General features: G+C 35.7%; 26 protein-coding genes and 1 riboswitch. Of the genes, 16 read left to right on the top strand and 10 right to left on the bottom strand.

Annotation, left to right across the window (positions count from 1 at the left end; all coding sequences use genetic code 11):
• Window positions 1–21: 21 nt before the first annotated feature.
• On the bottom strand, window positions 22–480 hold the full coding sequence (locus GNT69_RS11315; RefSeq protein ID WP_203555088.1) for an Rrf2 family transcriptional regulator: 459 nt from the start codon (window positions 478–480) through the stop codon (window positions 22–24).
• A 179-nt stretch (window positions 481–659) separates the two neighbouring features.
• Here GNT69_RS11315 and hmpA point away from each other — a divergent pair, with 179 nt between their 5' ends.
• Both hmpA and GNT69_RS11305 read left to right on the top strand, forming a co-directional pair.
• Complete coding sequence (gene hmpA / locus GNT69_RS11310) at window positions 660–1,877, top strand: NO-inducible flavohemoprotein (RefSeq protein WP_203555087.1); 1,218 nt, start codon at window positions 660–662, stop codon at window positions 1,875–1,877.
• Window positions 1,878–2,177: 300 nt separating this feature from the next.
• The gene (locus tag GNT69_RS11305) at window positions 2,178–2,744 is read left to right on the top strand and encodes an LOG family protein (RefSeq protein WP_203555086.1); all 567 of its coding nucleotides are present in this window, start codon (window positions 2,178–2,180) and stop codon (window positions 2,742–2,744) included.
• Window positions 2,745–2,865: 121 nt separating this feature from the next.
• Here the strand turns inward: GNT69_RS11305 and GNT69_RS11300 are convergent, their stop codons facing one another.
• Window positions 2,866–4,065 carry a phosphoglycerate dehydrogenase gene (locus GNT69_RS11300; RefSeq protein WP_203555085.1) on the bottom strand — a complete coding sequence of 400 codons (1,200 nt, stop codon included), beginning with the start codon at window positions 4,063–4,065 and terminating at the stop codon, window positions 2,866–2,868.
• A 254-nt stretch (window positions 4,066–4,319) separates the two neighbouring features.
• A riboswitch (ZMP/ZTP riboswitch) is annotated at window positions 4,320–4,399 on the bottom strand.
• A gap of 135 nt (window positions 4,400–4,534) precedes the next feature.
• Here GNT69_RS11300 and GNT69_RS11295 point away from each other — a divergent pair.
• Window positions 4,535–5,101 carry a methyltransferase domain-containing protein gene (locus GNT69_RS11295; protein WP_203555084.1) on the top strand — a complete coding sequence of 189 codons (567 nt, stop codon included), beginning with the start codon at window positions 4,535–4,537 and terminating at the stop codon, window positions 5,099–5,101.
• Window positions 5,102–5,179: 78 nt separating this feature from the next.
• Here the strand turns inward: GNT69_RS11295 and GNT69_RS11290 are convergent, their stop codons facing one another.
• Complete coding sequence (locus GNT69_RS11290; protein ID WP_203555083.1) at window positions 5,180–5,839, bottom strand: SIMPL domain-containing protein; 660 nt, start codon at window positions 5,837–5,839, stop codon at window positions 5,180–5,182.
• Between the two features lie 336 nt (window positions 5,840–6,175).
• On the opposite strand from GNT69_RS11290, the gene GNT69_RS11285 reads away from it, so the two are divergent.
• Window positions 6,176–7,375: an ornithine--oxo-acid transaminase gene (locus tag GNT69_RS11285; protein ID WP_203555082.1), complete on the top strand. Its 1,200-nt coding sequence runs from the start codon at window positions 6,176–6,178 to the stop codon at window positions 7,373–7,375.
• Window positions 7,376–7,429: 54 nt separating this feature from the next.
• On the opposite strand, the gene GNT69_RS11280 is transcribed toward GNT69_RS11285, so the two are convergent.
• On the bottom strand, window positions 7,430–7,807 hold the full coding sequence (locus GNT69_RS11280) for an SET domain-containing protein (protein ID WP_203555081.1): 378 nt from the start codon (window positions 7,805–7,807) through the stop codon (window positions 7,430–7,432).
• A gap of 266 nt (window positions 7,808–8,073) precedes the next feature.
• Here GNT69_RS11280 and GNT69_RS11275 point away from each other — a divergent pair, with 266 nt between their 5' ends.
• From GNT69_RS11275 to GNT69_RS11260, 4 genes are read left to right on the top strand one after another with little or no spacing between them, the layout of a single operon-like run.
• On the top strand, window positions 8,074–8,901 hold the full coding sequence (locus GNT69_RS11275; protein WP_203555080.1) for an electron transfer flavoprotein subunit beta/FixA family protein: 828 nt from the start codon (window positions 8,074–8,076) through the stop codon (window positions 8,899–8,901).
• Window positions 8,901–9,935 carry an electron transfer flavoprotein subunit alpha/FixB family protein gene (locus tag GNT69_RS11270; RefSeq protein WP_203555079.1) on the top strand — a complete coding sequence of 345 codons (1,035 nt, stop codon included), beginning with the start codon at window positions 8,901–8,903 and terminating at the stop codon, window positions 9,933–9,935. The genes GNT69_RS11275 and GNT69_RS11270 overlap by 1 nt, the downstream gene beginning before the upstream one ends.
• Window positions 9,919–11,214 (top strand): FAD-dependent oxidoreductase, encoded by a 1,296-nt coding sequence (locus GNT69_RS11265; RefSeq protein ID WP_203555078.1) that lies wholly within the window; start codon window positions 9,919–9,921, stop codon window positions 11,212–11,214. The genes GNT69_RS11270 and GNT69_RS11265 overlap by 17 nt, the downstream gene beginning before the upstream one ends.
• Entirely contained in the window at window positions 11,214–11,510 is a 297-nt protein-coding gene (locus GNT69_RS11260; protein ID WP_203555077.1) for a ferredoxin family protein, read from the top strand. Before GNT69_RS11265 ends, GNT69_RS11260 begins: the two co-directional genes overlap by 1 nt.
• A 651-nt stretch (window positions 11,511–12,161) precedes the next feature.
• Here GNT69_RS11260 and GNT69_RS11255 read toward each other — a convergent pair.
• The gene (locus GNT69_RS11255) at window positions 12,162–12,497 is read right to left on the bottom strand and encodes a hypothetical protein (protein WP_203555076.1); all 336 of its coding nucleotides are present in this window, start codon (window positions 12,495–12,497) and stop codon (window positions 12,162–12,164) included.
• Between the two features lie 284 nt (window positions 12,498–12,781).
• Between GNT69_RS11255 and GNT69_RS11250 the strand changes: the two genes are divergently transcribed.
• Window positions 12,782–13,159 carry a hypothetical protein gene (locus GNT69_RS11250; RefSeq protein ID WP_203555075.1) on the top strand — a complete coding sequence of 126 codons (378 nt, stop codon included), beginning with the start codon at window positions 12,782–12,784 and terminating at the stop codon, window positions 13,157–13,159.
• A complete protein-coding gene (locus GNT69_RS11245) occupies window positions 13,156–13,650 on the top strand; it encodes a hypothetical protein (protein WP_203555074.1) in 495 nt (164 codons plus the stop codon). Before GNT69_RS11250 ends, GNT69_RS11245 begins: the two co-directional genes overlap by 4 nt.
• 72 nt (window positions 13,651–13,722) lie before the next feature.
• Here the strand turns inward: GNT69_RS11245 and GNT69_RS11240 are convergent, their stop codons facing one another.
• A complete protein-coding gene (locus GNT69_RS11240; RefSeq protein WP_203555073.1) occupies window positions 13,723–14,313 on the bottom strand; it encodes a guanylate kinase in 591 nt (196 codons plus the stop codon).
• 311 nt (window positions 14,314–14,624) lie between these two features.
• Here GNT69_RS11240 and GNT69_RS11235 point away from each other — a divergent pair, with 311 nt between their 5' ends.
• Both GNT69_RS11235 and GNT69_RS11230 read left to right on the top strand, forming a co-directional pair.
• Complete coding sequence (locus GNT69_RS11235; RefSeq protein WP_203555072.1) at window positions 14,625–14,849, top strand: hypothetical protein; 225 nt, start codon at window positions 14,625–14,627, stop codon at window positions 14,847–14,849.
• 143 nt (window positions 14,850–14,992) lie between these two features.
• Window positions 14,993–16,390 (top strand): tetratricopeptide repeat protein, encoded by a 1,398-nt coding sequence (locus GNT69_RS11230; protein ID WP_203555071.1) that lies wholly within the window; start codon window positions 14,993–14,995, stop codon window positions 16,388–16,390.
• A gap of 81 nt (window positions 16,391–16,471) precedes the next feature.
• On the opposite strand, the gene GNT69_RS11225 is transcribed toward GNT69_RS11230, so the two are convergent.
• From GNT69_RS11225 to GNT69_RS11215, 3 genes are all read right to left on the bottom strand, one after another.
• On the bottom strand, window positions 16,472–16,621 hold the full coding sequence (locus tag GNT69_RS11225; RefSeq protein ID WP_239094171.1) for an FbpB family small basic protein: 150 nt from the start codon (window positions 16,619–16,621) through the stop codon (window positions 16,472–16,474).
• 279 nt (window positions 16,622–16,900) lie between these two features.
• On the bottom strand, window positions 16,901–18,655 hold the full coding sequence (gene pabB, locus GNT69_RS11220) for an aminodeoxychorismate synthase component I (RefSeq protein WP_343206483.1): 1,755 nt from the start codon (window positions 18,653–18,655) through the stop codon (window positions 16,901–16,903).
• Between the two features lies 1 nt (window position 18,656).
• Complete coding sequence (locus GNT69_RS11215) at window positions 18,657–19,223, bottom strand: glutamine amidotransferase-related protein (RefSeq protein ID WP_203555069.1); 567 nt, start codon at window positions 19,221–19,223, stop codon at window positions 18,657–18,659.
• A gap of 237 nt (window positions 19,224–19,460) precedes the next feature.
• On the opposite strand from GNT69_RS11215, the gene GNT69_RS11210 reads away from it, so the two are divergent.
• The 3 genes from GNT69_RS11210 to GNT69_RS11200 all read left to right on the top strand — a co-directional run bounded on the left by GNT69_RS11210 (window position 19,461) and on the right by GNT69_RS11200 (window position 22,143).
• Window positions 19,461–20,360: a superoxide dismutase gene (locus GNT69_RS11210; protein WP_481747632.1), complete on the top strand. Its 900-nt coding sequence runs from the start codon at window positions 19,461–19,463 to the stop codon at window positions 20,358–20,360.
• 179 nt (window positions 20,361–20,539) lie between these two features.
• Window positions 20,540–21,388: a polyamine aminopropyltransferase gene (gene speE, locus GNT69_RS11205; RefSeq protein ID WP_203555067.1), complete on the top strand. Its 849-nt coding sequence runs from the start codon at window positions 20,540–20,542 to the stop codon at window positions 21,386–21,388.
• A gap of 164 nt (window positions 21,389–21,552) precedes the next feature.
• A complete protein-coding gene (locus GNT69_RS11200; protein WP_203555066.1) occupies window positions 21,553–22,143 on the top strand; it encodes a YkoP family protein in 591 nt (196 codons plus the stop codon).
• Here the strand turns inward: GNT69_RS11200 and GNT69_RS11195 are convergent.
• On the bottom strand, window positions 22,136–22,981 hold the full coding sequence (locus tag GNT69_RS11195) for a metallophosphoesterase (protein ID WP_239094170.1): 846 nt from the start codon (window positions 22,979–22,981) through the stop codon (window positions 22,136–22,138). The two genes, GNT69_RS11200 and GNT69_RS11195, sit on opposite strands and share 8 nt — an antisense overlap.
• 121 nt (window positions 22,982–23,102) lie before the next feature.
• On the opposite strand from GNT69_RS11195, the gene GNT69_RS11190 reads away from it, so the two are divergent.
• Window positions 23,103–24,218, top strand: coding sequence for an MGDG synthase family glycosyltransferase (locus GNT69_RS11190; protein WP_203555064.1), 1,116 nt, complete (start codon window positions 23,103–23,105; stop codon window positions 24,216–24,218).
• Window positions 24,219–24,228 lie beyond the last annotated feature (10 nt).

The following is a 24,228-nucleotide window of genomic DNA, read 5'->3' as shown; positions in this document are numbered from 1 at the left end:
GCCTAAGTGTAATCAGTCAGGCTAACCCTTGACCTCTGTATTACTAGCCGCACGAAATAATTGAGATAGTTCATCTTTATTGATTATTAAATCTTCCAATGTGTATGTTTTTAATACATTTATAAATTCCTGAAGTGCTTCGTATAGAACATGTTTTAATTTACAGGCAGGAGATATAACACAATAATTGCCACCTTCACTAAAACAATCGACAATTGGGAAATCTTCTTCCGTTTTTGAAACAACTTCGCCAATATTTATATCCACCGGGTGTTTAGCAAGCCGAATACCGCCATTTCGACCACGAATTGTTTCAATATAGCCTAGTTGCCCAAGTTCATGAATAATTTTCATCAGATGATTTTTTGATATTTTGTAAGAATCAGCAATTTCTTTAATTGTGCTCAACTCGTCTTTACTTTTTAACGCCAAATAGATTAAAACTCTCAAGGAAAAATCGGTATAATTCGTTAACCTCATTAGAATGACTCCTTCATTAATCTGAGATTTTTCCCTATTATAGCATTTGTAATCACTATTCAGCTAATAATTATGACAATTTTGTGAAAGGTGTATTCAAAATATATCTTTTATTAACACTATTGTTATATTATTAAACATGTAAATAAAATAAATCTTTAAATAAAGGGGACAGAAAGATGTTAAACGAAAAAACGATCGAAATTATCAAAAGTACTGTACCGGTATTGGAGAAACATGGAAAAGATATTACTACACGCTTCTATCAATTAATGTTTAGCAAACACCCAGAGTTATTAAATATATTCAATCATGCAAATCAAAGACAGGGCCGCCAGCAAACCGCTTTAGCCAACGCTGTTTATGCAGCAGCAGCGAATATTGATCAATTAGAGTCCATTCTTCCAGTGGTAAAACAAATCGGGCAAAAGCATAGAGCTCTAGGAGTACTTCCGGAGCATTATCCGATCGTTGGTGAAAATTTGCTTGCAGCTATTAAGGATGTTTTAGGGGATGCTGCGACTGAAGAAATTATTGGAGCATGGGCTGAAGCTTATGGGGTAATAGCAGATGCCTTCATTGGAATTGAACAGAAGATGTATAAAGAGGCGAAAGAACAGCCAGGTGGTTGGGAAGGCTTTAGAGGCTTTCTTGTTGATAAAAAAGTAAAAGAAAGTGATGTGATCACTTCATTTTATTTAAAACCACAAGACGGTGGTTTAATTGCATCCTATAAGGCTGGTCAATATTTAACTGTAAAAGTGCAACCTGAAGGAGAAAAAAATACTCATATTCGTCACTATAGTTTATCTGATGCTCCTGGAAAAGATTATTATCGGATTAGTGTAAAGCGAGAGGACGCGGGAGTGGTATCTAATTACTTACATAAGAATATTGAAGCAGGAAATATTCTCGCTGTCAGTGCTCCAGCTGGAGATTTCGTATTTGAAGAAAAAGAAACACCAGTTGTTTTCATTAGTGGTGGGGTCGGGTTGACACCAATGGTAAGTATGCTTAAGACGGTTATTGAGCAACAACCTGAGCGAGAAGTAACTTTTATTCATGCTGCACTAAATAGTCATGTACATGCGATGAAGGACGAGGTTAACGAAGTGGCAAATAACTATTCTACGGTTAAGAACTTTGTCGTTTATTCTGAACCGACAGAACAGGACAAAATAGAAAAAGTTTATGATAAAGAAGGGTTTATCGATTTAGACTGGTTAAAGTCCGTTATTAACGACAAGAACGCAGACTTTTATTTCTGTGGTCCGATTCCGTTCATGAAAGTTATTTTCCGAGCTCTTAAAGAATGGGGAGTAAGCGATGACCACATTCACTATGAATTTTTCGGTCCAGCCGGAACTTTGGAAGAACCAACTGTATCTGTACAATAATCAATCAGTGGTATGAAAACCTAAATACGAATTGCTTAAAAGTAGGGTAGGAGCCAAGCATCATAAAAGGGCTCCTGCCCTATCTTTTTTCCTTATCATATGACCTTAAACACTTTACACAACTCCCTATTCCACCCATTCATAAATAAAGAGAATGTAAACGACTATTTCATGAATAGGTTTAAGAAAAGAGAATATTAAAAGAATGTTATTTTTTGTTTTTTTCTTTTTCACATATTTAGGTTTTAATAAAATCTATATATACTATACTTAAATAGTCGGAAACGGAGGGGGATCAGCATGAAGCGATTAGCCGTGTTTTGTGGTTCAAGCTTAGGGGCTTCTGAAATGTATAAAATGGGTGCAATTGAATTGGGAAAAGAATTAGCTAAGAGAGATATTACGCTCGTTTATGGTGGCTCTAGCATCGGGTTGATGGGGATTATCGCAAATACTGTTCTGAGTGAAGGGGGAAAGGTTATTGGGGTGATCCCAAGGTTATTAGAGGAGCGTGAAATTTCCCATAATGGCTTAACAGAACTGTATAAAGTTGAAACGATGCATGAACGAAAAGCGAAAATGGCTGAATTATCGGATGGATTTGTCGTACTTCCCGGTGGGACAGGGACACTTGAAGAGTTTTTTGAGATGTTTACATGGGGGCAAATTGGGGTTCATGATAAACCTTGTGGTCTCTTAAATATTAATCGTTACTATGACCCACTTATCAGTTTATTTAATCATATGGTTGAACAAGGGTTCTTACAAGATAAATTCCGTGCGAGCACACTCGTTGAAGAAAGTCCAACTTTATTAATCCAAAAGTTTTATGAATATAAATCACCAGGTATTAAAACGTTTCAATAACGAAAAATTCTATAGTTCTTTCCTTTATGTCAACTAGAAAAGGTGATTCCCTTCCGTTTGGAGAGAATCACCTTTTTAATCATTGATTTGTTCTATTATTTCTTTAAAAATAGTCGCTAGTTTAAATAATTCGGAAAGTTACGATTCCCGCTATCTTTCCAAGCTTTTCTGATAATCCAGGGAGGACCTCGCCATTTACTTTATTATCAATGTCAATCATTGTATACGCATAATCTCCACGACTTCTGTTCACCATGTCAGCGATGTTTAAGTTATATTCAGATAAAGCTGTGGTTAGTTGTCCTACCATATTAGGGACATTTTTATGGAATGCAGCTACCCGGCGCTTTCCGGTGTATGGAAGCGAAGCGTTTGGAAAGTTAACTGAGTTTTTAATATTGCCAGTTTCTAAAAACTCTTTCACTTGACGAGAAGCCATTATTGCACAGTTTTCTTCCGACTCTTTCGTAGATGCACCAAGATGCGGAATAGGAACAGCATTTTTCATTTTTAGGACATTTTCATTTGGGAAGTCTGTAATATATTTCCCGACCTTACCACTTTCAAGAGCAGCGGCCATATCTTGTTCATTCACGAGTTCTCCACGAGAGAAGTTCAGAATATGAACTCCATCTTTCATGATGCTAAATGTATCGACATTAAACATGCCTCTAGTATCATCTGTTAATGGAACATGGACAGTGATATAGTCAGAATTCGCAAATAATTGTTCAATCGACATTGCACGCTGTACACTACGAGATAAGTTCCATGCTGTGTCTACAGAGATAAATGGATCAAATCCAATTACATCCATATCTAAATCAAGTGCATCATTAGCCACTAGTGCACCAATGGCTCCTAAGCCAATTACCCCTAGTGTTTTCCCTTTAATTTCTTTCCCTACGAATTGCTTCTTTCCAGCTTCGACTAATTTCGGAATTTGATCGCCTTCATCGGCTAATGATTTTGTCCAAGTAACTCCCGCAAAAAGATTACGAGAAGAGGCCATTAAAGATGTAAGGACTATTTCCTTAACAGCATTTGCATTGGCACCAGGAGTGTTGAACACAACAATCCCTTGTTCTGTACACTTTTCAACTGGAATATTATTTACTCCCGCTCCGGCACGTGCAATCGCCTTTAAATTGTGATCAAATTCCAATTCGTGCATATTGAAGCTGCGAACAACAATTGCATCTGGACTCTCGCAATTATCATCGATCGCGTATTGCTCCTTATTGAATACATTTAAGCCGCTTTCTGCAATATTATTTAATGTTTTAATCGTTTTTATTTTATCTAGGATGTTTATACTCATATCCATTCTCCTCTTTTCGTTTATAATAAATATCAAAATTTGGCATAATTTTATATAATTAAATTCAACCAATATATTATCACTTTAAACACCTAAAGTATTGCAAAATATATTCTATAATGCAAGAGGAATTTTCACTATCCCAATTTTAGTAAAAAACAGTTTTTTGACAATAACAAATTTCAATTTAATTTGTCGCCTTTAGCCCAATTATCGCCTCCTAAAAAACATAAAGAGGTAAGGGATAAATCCCTTACCTCTGCCCAGGCGAACGGCTTTTCGATACTATGTGCTCCCTCGCGGTTATCCGCGTTCGCCAGTTACACATAGCCTTTTCATTTGCTCTATCTTACCAAATCCTTCAGAAACTTTCAATATAATAAAAGCTTTTATTAATAAATTATTTAAATTAATAAGAGGTTTCGGAGGGTAAAAATATAATAAAGCAGAAATTCGGAGGAATATGAGCATGGATGCAAAAACCAAATGGAATGTAAAATATTTAGAACGAGTGAGTAACCTTGAGCAACCTGAACCGAATGCTCGCTTAAAAGAAAAATTACCTTATTTATCTGGAGGTACAGCTCTAGATCTAGCTTGTGGACTTGGGGGAAACAGTTTATTTTTAGCGGGCATAAATTATGAAGTACAAGCATTAGATATTTCTGATGTGGCAATAAAATATCTAGAGGAGCAGGTTGAGAAATTTGGGCTCAATATACACCCTCACTTAACCGATTTAACGGATATACCGCATCTAAACATCGCTGAAAACTCATTCGATTTAGTCGTTGTCACATACTATCTTGAACGAAGCCTATTTCCTTTAGTCAAGTCCACCGTAAAATCGAAAGGTTACTTTTTTATGGAAACGTTCTTTCACTCACCAAATAATAGTCAGCAAAGTGTATCAAATCAATTTAAATTAAATCCGCAAGAATTACTAATAAGTTTCTCTGATTGGAAAATTCTCTATTATGAAGAAAATGAACAGGAAGGTCGGCAAACATTATTCTGCCAAAAAACGAGCAAATAGATAGTAAAAGGCGAAGAGAGAATGAATTATAAAGTCAGTTTCCCTTCGCTTTATTAATTATTTAGATATCATTCTTAGCTAATACTGAAACTTCACTACAATATTTGCTTCTATTTCTAACTGGCCTGGTTCAATAGGAGTTGCAACACCGGCTACTACTCCTGTTTCTGTATATATTTGATGTGGAAATGGCGGTGTTTTTGTTGTCTGTTCTACAATCTGGACAGGGATTGGATGAAGCGTGACCCTCATTGCATTTGCAATGGTTTGAGCTTTCATGACAGCATTTTCGATGGCCATCTGTAATGCTTGTTGGTAATAGCCTTCAATATTAGAAACAGTGAACTTAATATTCGAAACTCTGTTCGCCCCGTGTTGGATCGCAGTATCAATAATTATTCCTATTTGATTGATGTTTTCAATGGCGATTGAAAGCATATGTGTCACTTGATAGCCTTTAAATTGCTGACTTCCATCAATAAAATCATACAATGGATAGATATGATAATCGACCGTTTGGATATTTGTCTGGGCAACGCCCATATTGACTACTGCTTGAATTACTTGTTGAATTCTCCGTGCACTTTCCTGCTGAGCATTGTGAAGCTCTACGGCTCGTTCTTCCACCCCAATCCGAATTTCAGCAACGTTTGGTTGGATAGATAGTTTATAATTGCCGTATACGGTGATCGTTCTGTTATTCAAAGTCTCTGGTTGTCTAACGGGAGGATAATACAAGAATAGGTCCTCCTTTCAATAAACTTCAATTCTAAAAGTATTTTCAGTCGAGTATAATAAAAATTATTCCGAGAAGCAAAGAAAGATGCCTATTATAAGCGCTAATTATAGAAACGTTAATTTTGTAATTAAATGTAAAAATAAATGTGCAATTGTAAATGTATTTTCACGAGTGCAGATTAAACATAGTCATATATTGCTACTAAAGTAGGTACATATGCATACTAAGGACGTAATAGCAATGTAGAAGGTTCGGCGTTGGTACAATGACCTTCACAAGCTAATTGAGTTTTGAACAATTATTACGGAGTAAACGGCAAAGGAGGATTTAGATCGATGAAAAATCCAGCAAAGTCTAATCAACTAATTGAACAAACAGAAAAGTATGGAGCACATAATTATCATCCGCTGTCAATCGTTATTTCAGAGGCAGAAGGGGTATGGGTAAAAGACCCTGAAGGCAATAAGTATATGGATATGTTGAGTGCTTATTCAGCATTAAACCAGGGACACCGTCATCCGAAAATTATTCAAGCATTAAAAGCTCAAGCAGATCGTGTGACCCTTACTTCACGAGCATTTCATAATGATCAGCTTGGCCCATGGTCTGAAATGATTTGCGGATTGACGAACAAAGAAATGGCGTTACCGATGAATACAGGAGCAGAAGCGGTGGAAACGGCTGTAAAAGCAGCACGTCGCTGGGCGTATAATTTAAAAGGAGTCGCAGAAAACCAAGCAGAAATCATTGCATGTATTGGCAATTTCCATGGGCGGACAATGACGGCAGTATCACTTTCATCAGAGGAAGAATATAAACGTGGCTTCGGTCCGATGCTTCCAGGAATTAAACTAGTCCCTTACGGTGATTTAGAAGCATTGAAAACAGCGATAACAGAAAAGACTGCTGCCTTCTTGATTGAGCCCATTCAAGGGGAAGCAGGGGTGATTGTCCCCCCAGAAGGATTTATGAAACAAGCATACGAAATATGTAAGGAAAACAATGTCTTATTCATTGCCGATGAAATTCAAGCAGGGCTTGCACGTTCAGGGAAAATGTTTGCTTGTCAATGGGAGGATGTCGACCCTGATATGTATATTTTAGGGAAAGCGCTCGGAGGAGGAGTGTTCCCAATTTCTTGTGTTGTAGCAAATAAAGAGGTGTTAGGCGTATTCAACCCAGGATCTCACGGTTCAACATTTGGCGGAAATCCAATGGCCTGTGCAGTCTCAATTGCAGCGCTCAAAGTTCTTAAAGACGAAAACCTAGCTGAACGGTCACTTGAACTTGGTGAATATTTCATGAGTAAATTAAAAGAAATCAATAGTACAAAAGTAAAAGAAATACGTGGACGAGGACTTTTCATTGGTGTTGAATTAAATGAGTCTGCACGTAAATATTGTGAAGCGCTAAAAGAAGAAGGGCTTCTCTGTAAAGAAACACATGATACAGTCATTCGGTTTGCTCCTCCTCTCGTGATTACGAGGGAAGAGATTGATTGGGCAATTGAAAAAGTCCGTACTGTTATTGGTTGAACAAAATAAAGAGCAAGCGTAAATGATACATGTGTTCATTTATGCTTGCTCTTTTTATTTTTTATCAAACCATAATGGTTCTTGGTCATCTACTTCGCCATTATAATTAATAAGAATCTCTTCTCCAGCTTTAATATCTTTATAAGCATAAAACTCGAATGTGTGATTATCAAAATTAATCTCATAAATCGCATTTGGATGATAAGAGTGATTAAACAACATCCCATAACCTAGCAGAATTGCCGTATGATTGATCCCATATTCAAATGCATAATCAGCAAGAAGTGTTTTTTCGATATGGACATGCTGTTCATTAGGATAAGAAATAACAGGTGCTTCATGTATAAGATATCCTTTTGCAATATCCTTTGTTGCGAACACTCCTCGATTGAATTCCCCATCACTGAGTGTAGAAGTTTTTATTTCAATCATGTTTGTCACCTACTCATTGTTTAATTTAAAGTTCTTTTATACAGTTTGACATTTACGTAGATGTATAGCAACTATTTTCCTTTACACAGGTTATTTACTGAAAATTCGAATTTTTAGCTTGATCAACTAATATAGTAGGAAGTAAACAAGCGTAAAATGACATCATTGAATTTCTAGTCTTTCATTACTGATTCAATCGGTAAATCTCTTTGTTTAAAGGTGCAAGGAAAGAAACAAACACCTATTTTTTAAAAGGGGGTAATTTAATGCTGCATATTGTGGCTTGCATTAAGCAAGTGCCCGATACGAAAATCATTAAAATGAATCCAAAAACGAACACCATGGATCGGAGAACTGCGCCTGCAATATTAAATCCATATGATGCTCATGCGGTAGAAGAAGCGGTTCGATTAAGGGAAAAGTACGGTGGTACTGTATCTGTTGTAACGATGGGGCCGCCTCCAGCAGTAAAGGCCATTAAAAAATGTATTGAAATTGGCGCGGATGAAGGGTATTTAATCACTGATCGCCGGTTCGCTGGTGCTGATACATTGGCAACGAGTTATGCGCTTACGAAGGCATTAGAGAAAATCTCTAAGGAAAATCCAATTGATCTCGTAATCTGCGGCAAAATGACGATTGATGGGGATACAGGGCAAGTTGGACCTGGAATTGCAAGAAGGCTCGATATTCCTCCATTAACATCAGTAAATAAGGTAGTTGAAATCAATTATAAAGAAGGTTATGCCGTTGTTCATCGTAAGCTTGAAGATGGCTATGAAGTTATTCAGTCTACATTACCATGCTTGTTTTCTGTGGAAAAGACAATAAATGAAGTACCTTATTCTCCATTTACGAACATGTTAAAAGCAGCTAGATATGAACCACATATATGGTCTGTGGACGATTTAGAGGACGTAGACATAAAACAACTTGGACTGAAAGGATCACCGACAATTGTATCGAAAGTATGGGCCCCGCCAAAACCCGAGGGAGGGACGATGGTAGAAGGGAATCCGCAGCAACAAGTAGAACAATTGTTATCGATTCTTTTAGATAAGAAAGAATTGTTTTATGTGAAGGAGGAAGGATAATGGATTTCCAAGATTACCAAGGAGTATGGGTATTTATTGAGGAAAACGATGGAGAAATTGCTTCTGTCTCTCTTGAACTTTTAGGAGCGGGGAGAAAACTTGCTGAAAAACGAGGAGTCGAATTGTCAGGTATTTTAATTGGAGAAAACATTAAATCTTTAGCCAAAACCGTTATTGAATACGGTGCAGATACCGTCTATGTTTATGACAATCCGATTTTTAAGCATTACCGGACAGAGTCTTTTATGAAAGCGCTGCTTGAATGCTCGAATAAATATAAACCAGAAATTATTCTTTTCGGTGCCACCTCAACCGGAAAAGACCTTGCAAGTGCTGTTGCAACTGATATGCCTACAGGGTTAACAGCCGATACGACAGAGTTAGACGTAGAGGAAGATACAGGGTTATTACTGGCAAGTAGGCCAGCTTTTGGCGGAAATATTATGGCAACAATTTTATGTAAAAAATATCGACCGCAAATGGCCACGGTGCGTGCAAAGGTGATGAAAGCATTACCTCCTCAACTTGGGAGAAAAGGAAAAGTCATAGAAGAGGAGATTCTCTTAGAAGAAGAGGACATTCGAACGAAAGTGTTAGAAATTGTGAAAGAAACAACAAAAAAAGTAAGGATAGACGAAGCTGATATCATTGTTGCTGGCGGAAAAGGATTAGGAAGTGCCGAGGGATTTCAACTCATTCAGCAATTAGCCGGTGTTCTTGGAGGAGCTGTTGGGGCAAGTCGAGATGTTGTTGAGGCGGGCTGGATTGAACATCCCCATCAAGTTGGACAAACGGGTGTGACTGTTACCCCAAAGATTTATATTGCGATTGGTATTTCAGGAGCGATTCAGCATATTGTTGGAATGAAAAATTCGGGGTTAATTATTGCAATTAATAAAGACCCAGAAGCACCGATATTTGATGCTTGTCATTACGGCATTGTTGGCAATGCATTTGAAATTGTTCCCATTTTAATTGAACAGTTTAAAAAATCCTTATCTAGAGAGGAGGTTAGTCATGTCCGAGAAGTTTGATTGTATCGTTGTTGGAGCGGGACCGGCAGGCATTTCTTGTGCACATGATTTAGCAAAAGGCGGAGCAAAAGTATTGCTTCTCGAAAGGGGGGAATATCCTGGGTCCAAAAACGTAATGGGTGGCGTGCTTTATCGAAAAATGATGGATGATATTATTCCGGGGTTTTATAAAGAGGCCCCATTAGAACGGCCAATTGTTGAACAGAGATTTATGATGATGGATAAAGAATCAGCAATCACCGTCGGGTATAAGGGGATGGAATGGAGCAAGGAGCCTTACAATAATTTCACCGTCTTGCGTGCGAAGTTTGATCAATGGTTTGCCGATAAGGCTGTTGAGCAAGGAGCGGTTTTAGTAAATGAAACCGTCGTTTTAGAATGTATTGTAGAAAATGGGAAAGTGGTTGGTGTTCGAACCGACCGACCAGATGGCGATATTTATGCAGATGTGGTTGTATTAGCTGATGGTGTAAATTCCCTTTTAGCTCAATCGCTTGGTTTTCATAAAGAATACAAACCGGACGAAGTGGCATTAGCAACGATGGAAATATTAAAGCTTGATAAAAATGTGATTGAAGATCGCTTTAACCTCGAAGAAAATCAAGGATGTACGATTGAATTATTTGGCGACGCCACAAAAGGGATATTAGGTACAGGTTTTCTCTATACGAATAAAGACACATTAAGCATTGGTGTCGGTACATTGCTTTCAGGTTTAATTAAACATAAGATAAAACCTTATGAATTACTAGAATATGTAAAAAATCATCCAATGATACGTCCCTATATTCAAGGAAGTGAACCACAAGAGTATTTAGCACATCTAATTCCAGAAGGTGGTTTCAAATCAATGGGGAAAATTGTTGGTGATGGTGTGATTGTTATTGGTGATGCCTCGCAACTAGTAAATGCTATTCATCGTGAAGGATCAAATTTGGCGATGACTTCTGGAAGATTGGCAGCAGAAACCGTTCTTATGGCGAAGCAAGCAGGTGACTTTTCTGAAAGCATGCTAGATTTGTATCGTACGAGATTGATGGCAGGCTTTGTTGGTCAAGATATGCAAAAATATAAAGATTCTACCCATCATTTTGATAAATTCCCGCAATATTTTGATGAATACATCCCAATGATAAACAAAGCGGCTAGCCAAATGTTTACTGTTGACGGATCATCGAAGTGGGAAAAACAAAAGAAAATTTGGAAAGATATAGGTTCGCCGAAAGAAAAATTAAAACTCGCTCGTGATGTATATCGAGCATGGAAGGTGATCAAATAATGAGTGAACAGAAAAAAGGCCAATCCATCGAAGAAAAACAATATCTTGTTCGCTTCAATGCTGATACAAAATCTCATCTTCATGTGAAAGATGTGGATATTTGTTTAACGAGTTGTCCTGATAAAATTTGTACGATTTTTTGCCCAGCAGAAATATATAAATGGGAAGATATTCGGATGCATGTGGGCTATGAAGGTTGTCATGAATGTGGAAGTTGTCGAATAGGTTGTCCACATCAAAATATTAAATGGGAATACCCAAAAGGCGGTCATGGAATCGTTTTTAGATTAGGGTAGAAAAGAATAGCCAATGAGAGTGACGGGTTCCGTTAACTATCGAAAATATTAAAAATGTAACACAAAATGACTTTCAAATGTATAAGCTCGCCAATCGGCGAGTTTTCTTTATTGGTATAACTGAATGTTGATTTTACTGAGTCTGAAAAATAAGCGGAAAAATTCCCGCTAAACCGAGAAATAACGATATTTCCCTAAAAATAAGGGGAGGATTTTCCATTTATATGATCAAAACCTTTGGATTTTGTCTTATTTAGTGCAGTTAACAGGAAAACCTCCGCTTATATCCGCTTCTTAAGCTGCCTCTATCTACATTAGCAGGAAATTCTCCGCTTATTCATTCTCAAACCTACATAAAAATCGATAAAGAGAAGGTGAAAATGGTTTGCAAACATACTAATGAGTAAATTTGCAATCCGAAGACTTAGCAATTAAAAGCAAAATAGCCAAGGTATAATCCCTTGCTATTTCTAATGTTTTTTAATCTCTCTAACCTTACAAATCGCCCTACGTTTTTATAGTACAAAAAGTATAGGAAACGGAACCCATTACAATGAGAGTGGGGACTTTTTTGAGAAGTCCTTTTTTTGTTCTTATGTATGTACATTTTTCACAAATCACATTAAAAGGAGAGAAAATAAAATGGAGTAGTTAATCATGTTTAATGATATGGAGTTGGTCTTGCTTTGCGAGTACCGTCATTTTTTGTGAAAGCTCATACGCTTCATTAAATGTACGGAAAAACGAGGAACAGAAAAATGGGAGCTTAAAATTAAATGGTCCATTTTCACTAGTTAGAAAAATGAACACTCTCCATTTGATTGTCTGTTCATTCTCTTCATTTCCTTCTAAAGCAATTAACCAGTGAGTATAAGTATCAACCAAGTCCGAATACGTTTTGTCATTTAGAATGGCTAGGCGATCATTTTCATACATAGTTATCGGCGTCTTTTGATAAAATTCCCTATAGTTCAATGCTGCATTCATACACATCATCCTCTCATCGTGATAAAACTTAAAAATTTCATTGTCTTTTCTATTGCCATTATATGATGAAAAAACAAAAAGTATTGTGTTTTTGGAAAAAATTTGAAGTTATTTTTTTGTTCGTTCATTTTCTCTATTAGGACTAATGTTACTTGCTTTATTGTCCTAAAAAGGGAATAGAAAGCTCCGACTTTCGGAGGATTTTATCGAATTGAGTCGAAAAAACTGTTTATTAGCTGTATAATTAATTCTTGCAGTAGCAATTTTATAAGGGAGTGTTTTTTATGGATTGGGCATTAGTCCTATTATTTTCGGCAGCGATTCTTCTGTTGATTATTTCATATATGAAAATAAGAAATACTGCAAAGGCTGAGCAGCGCGAAATTGATTCAGTGTTTGTTTCTTTAATGGAGGAAGTAAATAAACTACAAGAGCAAATACGCAAATTGGAACTAGATGCAGAAATTTCAGCTCATGAAGCAAAGATTATTGGAATTGATTCGAAAGAACGGGTCATTCTGCGAGAAATACTAGATTTATATAAGCGTGGCTATACAATCGAAGGAATGGCTGAAAAGGTTCAGTTAAGTGAAAATGAAATCCAATACTTATTAACTCCTTACATGTCTAACAAACAAGAAAGGAGATCATTGTCACAATGAAGGCTAAACTAATGAGCAGTTTTGCAGCTGGTCTAATTGTTGCAGCGAGTGTGTGTGGTGTCGTGTATTTTTTTGAGCCAGCAAAAGCGACTAGTACAGAGGTTAAAGAAAATCTACCGCTTGAAGAAATGAGAAACGAGCTTTTTACCGCAGGCTATCTTGTTTATTCAGAAGAAGAGTGGGAGCAAGAGCTTGCAAAAATTGAGCAGGAACATAAACTCCTATTAGAGCAGGAAAAAGAGCACGAAACAAACGAATCTCCAGCTGAACCAACTGAAACAATCATTTACAAAACGATTTTAAATGTAGCTTCTGGAATGACGAGTATTGATGTAGGGAATGCCCTTGTAAAAGGAAAGATTATTGATAATGCGATGACGTTTTTTAATGAAGTAGAGAAAAAGGGATTGGCTAATGGATTGCGTCCTGGGACTTATGAACTGGATAGTGAAATGAATACAGACGAAGTGATTTCCATTCTCTTTAAATAGAGCGCAATGGGAAAATCGCAAATAAGAATGGGAGTGTTTGTAAAATCACTCCCATTCTTATTTAGATGGGAATTAATAATCGGTGACGATAACATCACGGTCAAGAAAGGCTTCAATGACTTCACTTATTCGGAATGATACTTGTGGCAGGTCATAGTTTTCGAACGCATGTTCACACTGGTTTTTATAGTCCATTATTTGATCATAATGACTTAAGTGACGCTTAATATCGTCTTCGTTATCTTCTCTTTCCTTTTGTCTTTTGATGACCGTATCCCGATCAGCATAAATAAAGAACCGCATTACTTTATCACCATACATATTCTTCAGCTTTTCCGTTCCTTCAGGATTCAACGTTAAGTAAACAAGATCATGATTTTCAAATGCTTGAACAATATCTTGCTCACGAATTCCGTAATAAAACCCATCAATTTCTACGCTTTCAAGGAACTCATCTTTTTCTTGCATCTTTTTGAATGTCTCTTCATTTATAAAATGGTAATCTTCGCCATTTATCTCATAATGGCGAGCAGGGCGGGTAGTGTAAGATATAACCGTTTCCATATCAAAAGCGGTGGCGACCATCTTTGCGATTGTCTTTCTTCCTGAGCCATCAGGACCAGTATAAATAAATAATTTTTCTTTTTCCTTGATTTTGTACATATAAAAACCTCCTACTGAATACGTTTAATAGAACGATATGACTGTTCCATTATTTTCCACTTTAAAAAACCGGGATATATTTATTATATCAGAAAACACCATAAATATGTTTGATTTTTCTGATTTTTAACAAAAGAGTTTTCATATCCAGTTACGAATCTATATTAGTGTTTGGAATTAAAGATGAAATTATGTTTAAAATGGCCGTTGGGAATAATCTCCTGCGGCTTTTTCGCATAGAAACATTTAATGGATAAAAATGAAAATACTGGAGAACATAGATTGTAAATAGCGCAAAGAGGTGTGTATTAGTGGATTTAGATAAAAATATGGAATTTGAGATTAAAAACGGTTTTATGCCAAATCTCAGTCGGTCTGATTCATTGAAGATTCTTGAAATTAACCCAAATAGCGTCGTTATTCAAATGAATAAGTCTGCACGCAGAGGAATTTTCCCAACTGAGAATTTCCAATATTGGATTAAAAGAGGGTTACTAATTAAAATGGATGAACAACCTCAGAAAAGAACATCTTGAACGACACTGGTTTATTCTAGTGTTGTTTTTCGTTATATATTTAAATTCAATCGAGCGAACAGAATCATCATTATCATTATCATCGAATAAGGATGTGTTCGTATCATTAATGTGATATATTGATATTAATAGGGGGGATTTTAATGAATCAAGAGAGAATACTACTCCAAGACCATCATAATAAAACAATCCAACTCCAACCAACAAAAGTAATATTTTATTTGCAAGGAAAATTAATTGAAGCGTATGATGATCATAATGACGTATATTATTTAATTTTTTATAAAAATCGTTTTCTGAACGCAGTAAAAGCAATAAAACTGAGACTTCATTCTTATATAGCGGAAGCATTTAAGAATGGGATTCTTTTTGAAACGCCACATCCAATTATTAATTCCTTAATTTCCTCTAATCAAACGTATAAAGCCGTTCGTTTTCCACAATTAATAAAGAAACTCGAGAAGCATTACCATCCTCATGAAAGAGCCTATATCCTAACTTTTTTTGAATCGTTCATTCCGAAAAAGCTTTTGTTCAAAGAAATAACATCGGTTTTCTATGAATATCGAAGAAATGGACAGATGTTTTTTGCTTATCGTATCCTTCGCATCTTAATCGATTTTGCCCCAAATCATTCCTTGGTCAAGCAATTGGGAAATGATCTCACATTCAATAAATTTTCAGTGTTATACAGCCAAAAAACAGAGGAAATCTTTCAAAAAGATCCAATATTTGCTGAGAAAACTCTTTATTTTTCTAAAGAAAATGAACATAGTTTTAAAAAACTTATGATGATATATGAAAAAGAGTCCCGTTGGTTAGATTTAGTAGCTATACTAATTGACAAGATAACCGCCTCCCCAACAAACATTGAATATTATTCACTAAAAGACTTACTTGCACAGCATCTAAGTGAACAAGATGGTGTATATATACTAGAAAGATTAGCCAGTCAATTATCAACTTTTATCCCTCTACAAAAAGATCTATTTGATTTTAATGTTAAAAGAATGAAGATAAATGAAGTGCTAAAAATGATGAGTTATTATGATTTTAAGCTAAATCGAGAGCAAGCAAGTTTACTCGGAATTTACCTTAAGCAGATTGATGCAAATGACTTAATTTTGGAGCCTGACAGCTTAAAATCATTGCTCAATTTCATTCTTCCTTTAGATTCTGAACAAGTGGAGAAGTACCTTAATCAATCCGCAACTCACTTGCTGAGAACTTTAGACCCAACACATGTGAAAAGTTGGCTCGAAACTTTTAAAGAAAATTACCCAGCTTTGAAAATTTACGAAAAAATTGAAAGGTTAGAATATCTTTATAAAAATTTAGATCAAATGCAAACACTTGGAGAATTATTTTTTGAATTTAAACAGTGGGAAAATGCAATCGAGTGCTTCAGTTGGGAGATGGAATTGAAACCGACAGACTCAAAGCCACTTCACTGGTTATCTAAAAGTTATCGGGAATTAGGGATGGACAACGAAGCTGATGTGTACAAGGAACTTTGTATGAATGTTCAAAAACATGCTTAAGCTAAACTTATCCTCAGACAACGGCAAAATAAAAAGAGAATGGTTTACATTCTAACCATTCTCTTTTTATTTTGTTTGCTTTCAAGAATTTTTTATGAGTGCTTTCAATTTTTGACTATGCTTTTCATCGATCTCCATTTCAATTCGTGCTAATTCTTTTTCATTAGAAAGAATCTCCATTTTATTGTTACTGATTAAATTTTCCATTTTAAGGATTTGTTTTCTTCTCATAGCGAACATCCCTTTTCTGTAATAGTATTTTATGAATGTTTATTTATATATAAATATATCAAATTTTTAGAAAATAATCAAATGGTTTAGTCGCTAAACTATGTCGAATTAGTGTCATTTTTACCTGTTTATTAAGAGGTTTTTATTGGTAGGTTAGAAGGGATAGTTATTATTGTTGTTTTTTAATATTGTCCTTTTGTTTATATTGGAAAATAGTATTTTATGTCATTATTGTAAAAAACCTTAGTGAACAATTGTTTGTTCACTAAGGTTTTTGAACTACTGTAATAATTGAACTTCAAGCCATCGACGTACGCTATTAATGAACCATATCTTCTTGTACTTATATAGGTCATCGAGCTTTATTGTTCTTTCTTGGAGAATACCATCATTTATTAGATGCTCCCGAAAAGTTCCTGCCAATAATCCGCTTTGGACTGGGGGAGTGAATAATTGGTTATCCAATTCAAATACAACATTTCCATTTGTAAATTCCGTTATCTCCAGTTCTTCATTCCAAAGTAAGACATCAAATGCCTGGTTTGGCTTTCTATCATGAAAAGCGGAGTAGATTTGCCTATTTGTCGTTTTATGGTAAAGGAACGGATTGTTTTTGTTAACAGCTTTGCTTGCCAATATAGCAGTTATTGGTGTTTTTATTTCCTCTATTTGCTGTCCCTCAATGGTGATTTCCCCATTTTTACCCATTAGCAACCGAACTTTCATTTTCTGTTGATTCTGTTGTTGTTTCGTAAACATATATAAACTCTTCTCAACAGCTTCTCGATTAAAGGTAAAATCGAAGTAGTTTGCCGATTTTGATAACCGCTCTAAGTGGTATTCTTTTAAAAAATACTCTCCTTTTTCTAACAATAGGCTTTCTAAAAGTTTAAATTCTAGTCTTTGTTCTTTAAGAAGCTTTGCTTTCGTTATAATTTCATCGTATTCCCCTTCAGCAGTCGAGTCCCAAGTTACCCCGCCGCCAACACCATATGTTGCAACACTCGTTTGATGATCAATCAAAACCGTACGTATTGGCACATTAAATACAGCTTCTTTGTTGGGGCTAATAAAACCGATGGCTCCACAATAAATTTCTCGAGGTGTTGTTTCTAGATCAGCGATTGTATTCATTGTGCTGATTTTAGGTGCACCGGTAATTGATCCACAAGGAAAAAGCGCTTTGAAAATATCGACTAGTTCTGTTTGCGGCGAAACTTTTGCAGTTATTGTTGAGGTCATTTGATGTACAGTTGGATATTTTTCAATATCGAATAGCTTTGGTACACTGACAGACCCTGGTTCAGCAATCATCCCCAAATCATTTCGTAATAAATCAACAATCATTAAATTTTCCGCCCGATTCTTTTCGGAATTGAGCAACCATTTTGCATTCGCTTCATCCTCGGAACATGTATTTCCTCGTTTCATTGTACCTTTCATCGGACGAGTCGTTAGTTGATTTCCTTTTAAATGAAAAAACAACTCAGGAGAGGCCGATAAAATACTATGCTCGCCTGTATGGATATAAGCGCAGTAATTAGAGGACTGAGCTTTTTTTAATGCTTCAAAAAAGGCAAGCTCATCACCGTGGAAATTAGAAAGCAACCGAATGGTATAATTCGTTTGATAGGTTTCCCCGTTTTCAATGAGTTGCTTTATTGATTGAATCGATGAATAATACTCCTCTTTGCTAACGGAAGGGAGCCATTCTTTAAGTGAGTAGTTCCCTGTACTGTTCATTGTTTCATGAAGCGGTTCTGAAAAAATGCCAAACCATAGGAGGGGCATAGTATTACCAAAATGAACTCGATAGGCTGAATCGAACGCAGGTGCACTTTCGTATGACAAAAAACCGGCAGCATAAAATCCCTTGTCAACCTCGTTTTGGATGTGCCGCAGGCAAGGAATTACATTTTCAATCAAATCGGTAGTGATAATTTTAATGGGTTTCTTAAACGTAAAGGGTTTTATTTTCCCTTGTAAATTAGCAAATTCAAATGATAAAACTGGGGTTGTTTTTGTTTGCATCATTCTAATCCTTCTTAAAAAAATTTTGTAACATTCTGATTCCGTAATCAGTTAAGATCGATTCTGGATGAAATTGTACGCCTTCTATTTTAAAATGTTTATGACGAATTCCCATAATTTCACCATCCTCACTTTTCGCTGTTATTTCCAAACAATTAGGGAGGTTTGATTCATCGACGATTAATGAATGGTACCTTGTTACATTCATAGGAGTAGGTAAATCATGAAAAACATCTGTTTGGTTATGGGAGATTTGAGAAACCTTTCCATGCATAGGTATTTTTGCTTTTTTTATTTTTCCGCCAAACGCGTGGGCGATGATTTGGTGTCCAAGGCAAACGCCTAAAATTGGAATCTTATCGTGGTACTTTTTTACAATGTCTAGGCATATTCCTGCTGAATTTGGATGACCTGGTCCCGGAGAGATTAATATATATTTGGGATTGAGTGCATTAATATCTTCTAATGACAATTGATTATTGCGATGGACAATCACATCTTCATCCATTGTTTGGAGATATTGGACTAAGTTGAAAGTAAAAGAGTCATAATTATCAATTACTAGTATCACTGTATTTGTTAGCTCCGTTTCTAGGTGATGATTTTTAACAGTTTAATTATAGTGTGGATAAGATAAATTGTACAATGATAGATTATCTTAATAAATTGACGGTAAACAAATTTTCCTCTATTTTTTACATGTGGGGAATGAGGAAACTCCATCTGAAGGAAATTTCACTTTATAGGCACAAAATTCTCTAATTGTTCATATTTTGTTAAAGATGTTAACCTAGGAGGCGAAATGACAGTGGCGGAAAACTTGTATAGGGAAACATTATTGAGTTGGTGTGAAGAGCTTGAAACGACTTGGCAAGCGGTTCGCGAACAATTATTGGAGAATTTTGGCCATCTTGATATACATCAATGGGAAGAAGAATTATTTTCGTTTAAACAATCAATAGAAGTTGAAAAAGGCGACCTTGATGAGAATCGGTTATATGAAAGAGCCTCAAATTTATACGAAGGACTAAATGTTTTTTTTGAGGAAGCTGAGATGCGTCAAGATGGAGGTCGACTTCAGCCAATTCCTATTGGTGGTCATCGTTTACCACCACTCCCATATGCTTATGATGCTTTAGAACCAGCTATTTCAGAGGAAATAATGAGATTGCATCACACAAAACATCATCAAAGTTATGTCGATGGCTTAAATAAAGCTGAAAAGGAAATGCAAAAAGCACGTGATAATAATGATTTTACCTTAATCAAACATTGGGAGAGAGAAGCAGCCTTTCATGGTTCAGGACATTATTTACACATCATTTTTTGGGAGGTAATGAGCCCGGAAGGTGGAGGGAAACCATCTGGAAAATTATTAACAGCAATTAACAAGTCATTTGGGAGTTTTGATAAATTTCAAAACCATTTTTCTGAAGCGGCAAAAAATGTAGAGGCTGTCGGCTGGGCAATATTAGTTTGGGCACCACGGTCACAACGTTTAGAAATTTTGACTTCAGAAAAGCATCAAAACTTAACGCAATGGGATACGATTCCTTTGCTTGTCCTAGATGTTTGGGAGCATGCATATTATCTTCAATATAAAAATGAACGAGCAAAATATGTAGAAAACTGGTGGAATGTTGTAAATTGGAAGGAAGTTGAAAGGAGGTTTAGCAAGGCGAGTACGCTTAAATGGAAGCCATTTTAATTCTTGAATATAACAAGTTTGGGAGCCTTCTGAGAGATATGCAGGAGGTTTTTCGTTCTGTGTTCTCCTGTTATCAAAATTAAGGACTACTTCTATTTACATATGTTATCCTTAAGTTTATATATCCAAATATAATGAATCATTATCTAATTAGATGACAAGAGAGAGGGAGGCAGAACATGATACATAATTTTTTAATCGAAAAAAACGGAGATTTATGGTTAACTGAAGACGAACAAGATAATTTGAAAATTAGTTACCGAATCAAAGAGGTCATTTTCGAAGGGAAATCAGCGTTTCAACATGTAATGATCTTGGATTCCTATGACTTTGGTCGCATGCTTGTGTTAGATAGTGTTGTTCAAACGACTTCTTTAGATGGGTACATCTATAATGAAATAATAACACATGTACCGCTATTAATTCATCCACAGCCGAAAAAAGTATTAATCATTGGCGGTGGTGATTGTGGCGCGGCAAAAGAAGTTTGTAAGTACGATGAGGTTGAAAGAGTCGATCTAGTCGAAATAGATGGGTTAGTTGTTGAAGCTTGTAAACAGCATCTCCCTGATGTATCGGGAAATTTAAACGATCCTCGAGTTCATTATATTTTTGATGATGGTGTTGAATTTGTGAAAAACAAGCGAAGTGAATATGACGTTATTATTGTAGATTCTTCCGATCCTGTTGGTCCTGCTCAAGTGTTATTTGAACAAAGTTTTTATAACAGTTTGTATCAAGCACTAAATGACGATGGGGTAATGGTCTGCCAGAGCCAGTCGCCGATTTTCCATAAAAAAGTGATGAAGCAAACGTTTCACCGTATTAGTCAATTGTTTCATTCAACAAAATTATATACCGCAGTAGTCCCTACCTATCCTGGGGGATTATGGAGTTTCACCATCGGCTCAAAGCAAGATATGAAGGTAAATAAGGACAAGCTTAAAAATAAAACAACTCTTTATGTGAATGAGGAGATCATCGAATATTGCTTTGCACTTCCACAATTTATGCTTGATAAAAACTAAATAATTTACAATACTCTGTAAGGTAGTGAATTAAGAAAGCCGCTTATATACAAAAATTGTATATAAGCGGCTTTTGTTTTTTGGGATTGCTGACCTATCTCTGGATATATTATTAGTGTTCAGATATTTAAATATAAACTAGAAATGAGAAGGAGCGGCAAGAGATGAGAAGGTATTTCCTCACCATTTGGAGTTTTATTGACCCAATTTATTTTTTCTTTACTCGATTAATTTGTTTACCAAGTGAAGAAAACATTTTGAGGATACGATTAACTAAATATAAAGGGAGAAATTTAGTCTTAGCCGATGGTACACAAATCAATCGAGATGATTTATTAGTAAAAATTCACCTTCACAATGTCAAACTGTTGAAAGAATTACAGGAAATGAAGGGAGAGTTAAAAAAAGCGAGGAAAATTTTATATGGTGTCCAAAAGTCATTGCCAAATGTCGAGCTGTATGTCCGAAATCATCATCGTTCTCAAGAAATAAAAGGAATCATCGGGATAACTTCATTAAATAAAGGATGTCATCGCCTAGGGTTTGAAGTATTTGAAGTATCTCATCCAATCTATAGATGGTTTAAATTTATGGCTTTTTTACCGATTGAAATGGTAGCAAGTTCGAATACATCTATAAAGTGGCTCATAACGAATCATAAACCTAGTTATCTGTTGATGTCCACCAAGACATTATCGACATTGTATAGGAAAAATGAAAATAAAAAAAGCTGCCGAGTGGCAGCTCTTAAATAGCTTTTAGTTCATAATCGGCAGCTGTAGCTAATGATAATTCATGAATGGTTATTTCAGGGCGACTTCCAATTCGAATGTTTACCCCTGTTTGGCCTAGACCTTCACTAATATAATACGGTTTACCATCTTGAACATGAAACCCTTTTATAATGTTCATTCTTGCTAGTTTTCCCATCTTCACTAGATGATAAGCCTTTGGATAACAGATTTGTCCACCGTGAAAATGACCTGCAAGTAAATAATCAAAATGGTATTTCTGCATATGAAGTACAATATTAGGGTCATGGGTCAATACAAGATTTGTTCCTTGCTTTAAGCCTTGATATGCAGTGTTCGTATGGCTCCGGTTTGTGCTAAAATCATCAATCCCAATAATGTTTACTCGCTTACCTTGAATAAAAATTTCATCATTTTCGTTTCTTAAAACTTTACAGTTATGATGTTCAAGTGTATGAATGAGTGTTTGTAGATCTTTCTGTTTTAACACATAATCGTGATTTCCCAAAACCGCATAAATCCCGTATCTAGGTTTTAGTTTATTTAACATTTTCAAATAGGGAACAAGCTTTGGAATGGTGCGTTTCCGATCAAGTAAGTCGCCTGTAAGTGCGATTAAATCAATTGGTTCGTCTTTTAATTTTTCGTAAAGTTCAGTTGCGGAGATGGATATGTTTTCGAGATGTAGGTCGGACAGTTGAAGAATCGTTAATCTTGGGCGAGTGGTAAGATGATGGTGGACGTTTACTTTATTTAATTTTATCTCTTTCGTATTTTTATTTGCTTTTATCAAAAGAATAACTAATAAACTCGTTAATATCAAAATGAAAATTATATTCAACGACGATTCACTCCTTTCATAACTGCAATTATACATGAAAAAAGGATCATTTTTACAAGTAATAATTGGATAGAATTCCAATGGAAAATGTGAAGCCATCCGATAAAGGTGTGTGATAATCATGAAAACGAAATCTGTTCTGTTCTTGCCCTTTTTACAAATTCCGTCGGGCCACCATCAAGCAGCAAATGCAATTCTAAATGGTTTAAAGCAAAATCAACCCAATGTAAAGTGCGAAGTGGTAGACATATTGGCGTATAGTTATGGGAAGATTGAGACACTTGTTTCAAAGATTTATTTGGGCTGGATTCAACTTTTACCTGGTTTGTATAATTTCATTTATCAACATTCCGTATATAAAAATATTGATTCTACAAAACGCTACCGTTTATATGAAGTTTTATTTTTATATTTCATGAGAAGGCTTATTAATGAAAAACAGCCTGATTTGATTATTTGTACTCATGCATTGCCATCCTACATGTTAAACCATTTAAAGCAATGCGGAACTTTAAACATACCGGTAGTGAATGTGTATACAGATTATTTCATAAATCAAATATGGGGAGTGGACATGATCGATTTCCACTTTGTCCCGTCAGTAAGAATGCAACGATTTTTACAAGAAAAAGGAGTCCAAGAAGACAGGATTTATTATACGGGAATTCCGATTCATGACAAGATTAAAAAATTCAACGAACCCATTGATCCTAGTAAGACTTCGAATCCTTCGGTTTTAGTATCTGGGGGAAGTCTTGGAGTCGGAGCGATTGAACAATTACTAAAACAGATTACTGAATCAGTCGTAAGTGACCGGATACAGTTTATCGTTTTATGCGGAAAAAACAAACGTTTATATGAGAAAATAAAAGGATTGAAATTAGCAAATGTTATTCCATATTCCTATATCAATTGTATGGAGCAAATGAACACCCTTTATGATCAAGTGGATGCAATTATTACCAAGCCCGGCGGTGTGACAATTACTGAGAGTCTATTTAAACGAAAACCGATTTTTATTTATCAAGCTTTGCCTGGGCAAGAAAAGATCAATTTGGAACAACTGAAGGAATTAGGTGTTGTCTATCCGTTAATGTCTGAGAATATATGCGAAGAAATTTTGGCGATTCTTTGCAATGAAAAGGAGTTGGAAAATTATCAATCCTGTCTTGAGCGTTTCCATACTGAAATTCATTCGAAGAAACCAGCTGAAATCATTGGTGAATGGCTGTTATAGCGAATCAATT

This window comes from Bacillus sp. B15-48 (assembly GCF_016879755.1).
GTDB lineage: Bacteria > Bacillota > Bacilli > Bacillales > Cytobacillaceae > Mesobacillus_B.
This window is presented reverse-complemented; position numbering and strand designations above follow the sequence as displayed.

Bases quoted from the DNA above. Each gene is read 5' to 3' on its own strand.
- GNT69_RS11315 (WP_203555088.1), bottom strand. From the start codon at position 480: ATGAGGTTAACGAATTATACCGATTTTTCCTTGAGAGTTTTAATCTAT.
- hmpA (WP_203555087.1), top strand. From the start codon at position 660: ATGTTAAACGAAAAAACGATCGAAATTATCAAAAGTACTGTACCGGTA.
- GNT69_RS11305 (WP_203555086.1), top strand. From the start codon at position 2,178: ATGAAGCGATTAGCCGTGTTTTGTGGTTCAAGCTTAGGGGCTTCTGAA.
- GNT69_RS11300 (WP_203555085.1), bottom strand. From the start codon at position 4,065: ATGAGTATAAACATCCTAGATAAAATAAAAACGATTAAAACATTAAAT.
- GNT69_RS11295 (WP_203555084.1), top strand. From the start codon at position 4,535: ATGGATGCAAAAACCAAATGGAATGTAAAATATTTAGAACGAGTGAGT.
- GNT69_RS11285 (WP_203555082.1), top strand. From the start codon at position 6,176: ATGAAAAATCCAGCAAAGTCTAATCAACTAATTGAACAAACAGAAAAG.
- GNT69_RS11280 (WP_203555081.1), bottom strand. From the start codon at position 7,807: ATGATTGAAATAAAAACTTCTACACTCAGTGATGGGGAATTCAATCGA.
- GNT69_RS11275 (WP_203555080.1), top strand. From the start codon at position 8,074: ATGCTGCATATTGTGGCTTGCATTAAGCAAGTGCCCGATACGAAAATC.
- GNT69_RS11270 (WP_203555079.1), top strand. From the start codon at position 8,901: ATGGATTTCCAAGATTACCAAGGAGTATGGGTATTTATTGAGGAAAAC.
- GNT69_RS11265 (WP_203555078.1), top strand. From the start codon at position 9,919: ATGTCCGAGAAGTTTGATTGTATCGTTGTTGGAGCGGGACCGGCAGGC.
- GNT69_RS11260 (WP_203555077.1), top strand. From the start codon at position 11,214: ATGAGTGAACAGAAAAAAGGCCAATCCATCGAAGAAAAACAATATCTT.
- GNT69_RS11255 (WP_203555076.1), bottom strand. From the start codon at position 12,497: ATGAATGCAGCATTGAACTATAGGGAATTTTATCAAAAGACGCCGATA.
- GNT69_RS11250 (WP_203555075.1), top strand. From the start codon at position 12,782: ATGGATTGGGCATTAGTCCTATTATTTTCGGCAGCGATTCTTCTGTTG.
- GNT69_RS11245 (WP_203555074.1), top strand. From the start codon at position 13,156: ATGAAGGCTAAACTAATGAGCAGTTTTGCAGCTGGTCTAATTGTTGCA.
- GNT69_RS11240 (WP_203555073.1), bottom strand. From the start codon at position 14,313: ATGTACAAAATCAAGGAAAAAGAAAAATTATTTATTTATACTGGTCCT.
- GNT69_RS11230 (WP_203555071.1), top strand. From the start codon at position 14,993: ATGAATCAAGAGAGAATACTACTCCAAGACCATCATAATAAAACAATC.
- GNT69_RS11225 (WP_239094171.1), bottom strand. From the start codon at position 16,621: ATGAGAAGAAAACAAATCCTTAAAATGGAAAATTTAATCAGTAACAAT.
- pabB (WP_343206483.1), bottom strand. From the start codon at position 18,655: ATGATGCAAACAAAAACAACCCCAGTTTTATCATTTGAATTTGCTAAT.
- speE (WP_203555067.1), top strand. From the start codon at position 20,540: ATGATACATAATTTTTTAATCGAAAAAAACGGAGATTTATGGTTAACT.
- GNT69_RS11200 (WP_203555066.1), top strand. From the start codon at position 21,553: ATGAGAAGGTATTTCCTCACCATTTGGAGTTTTATTGACCCAATTTAT.
- GNT69_RS11190 (WP_203555064.1), top strand. From the start codon at position 23,103: ATGAAAACGAAATCTGTTCTGTTCTTGCCCTTTTTACAAATTCCGTCG.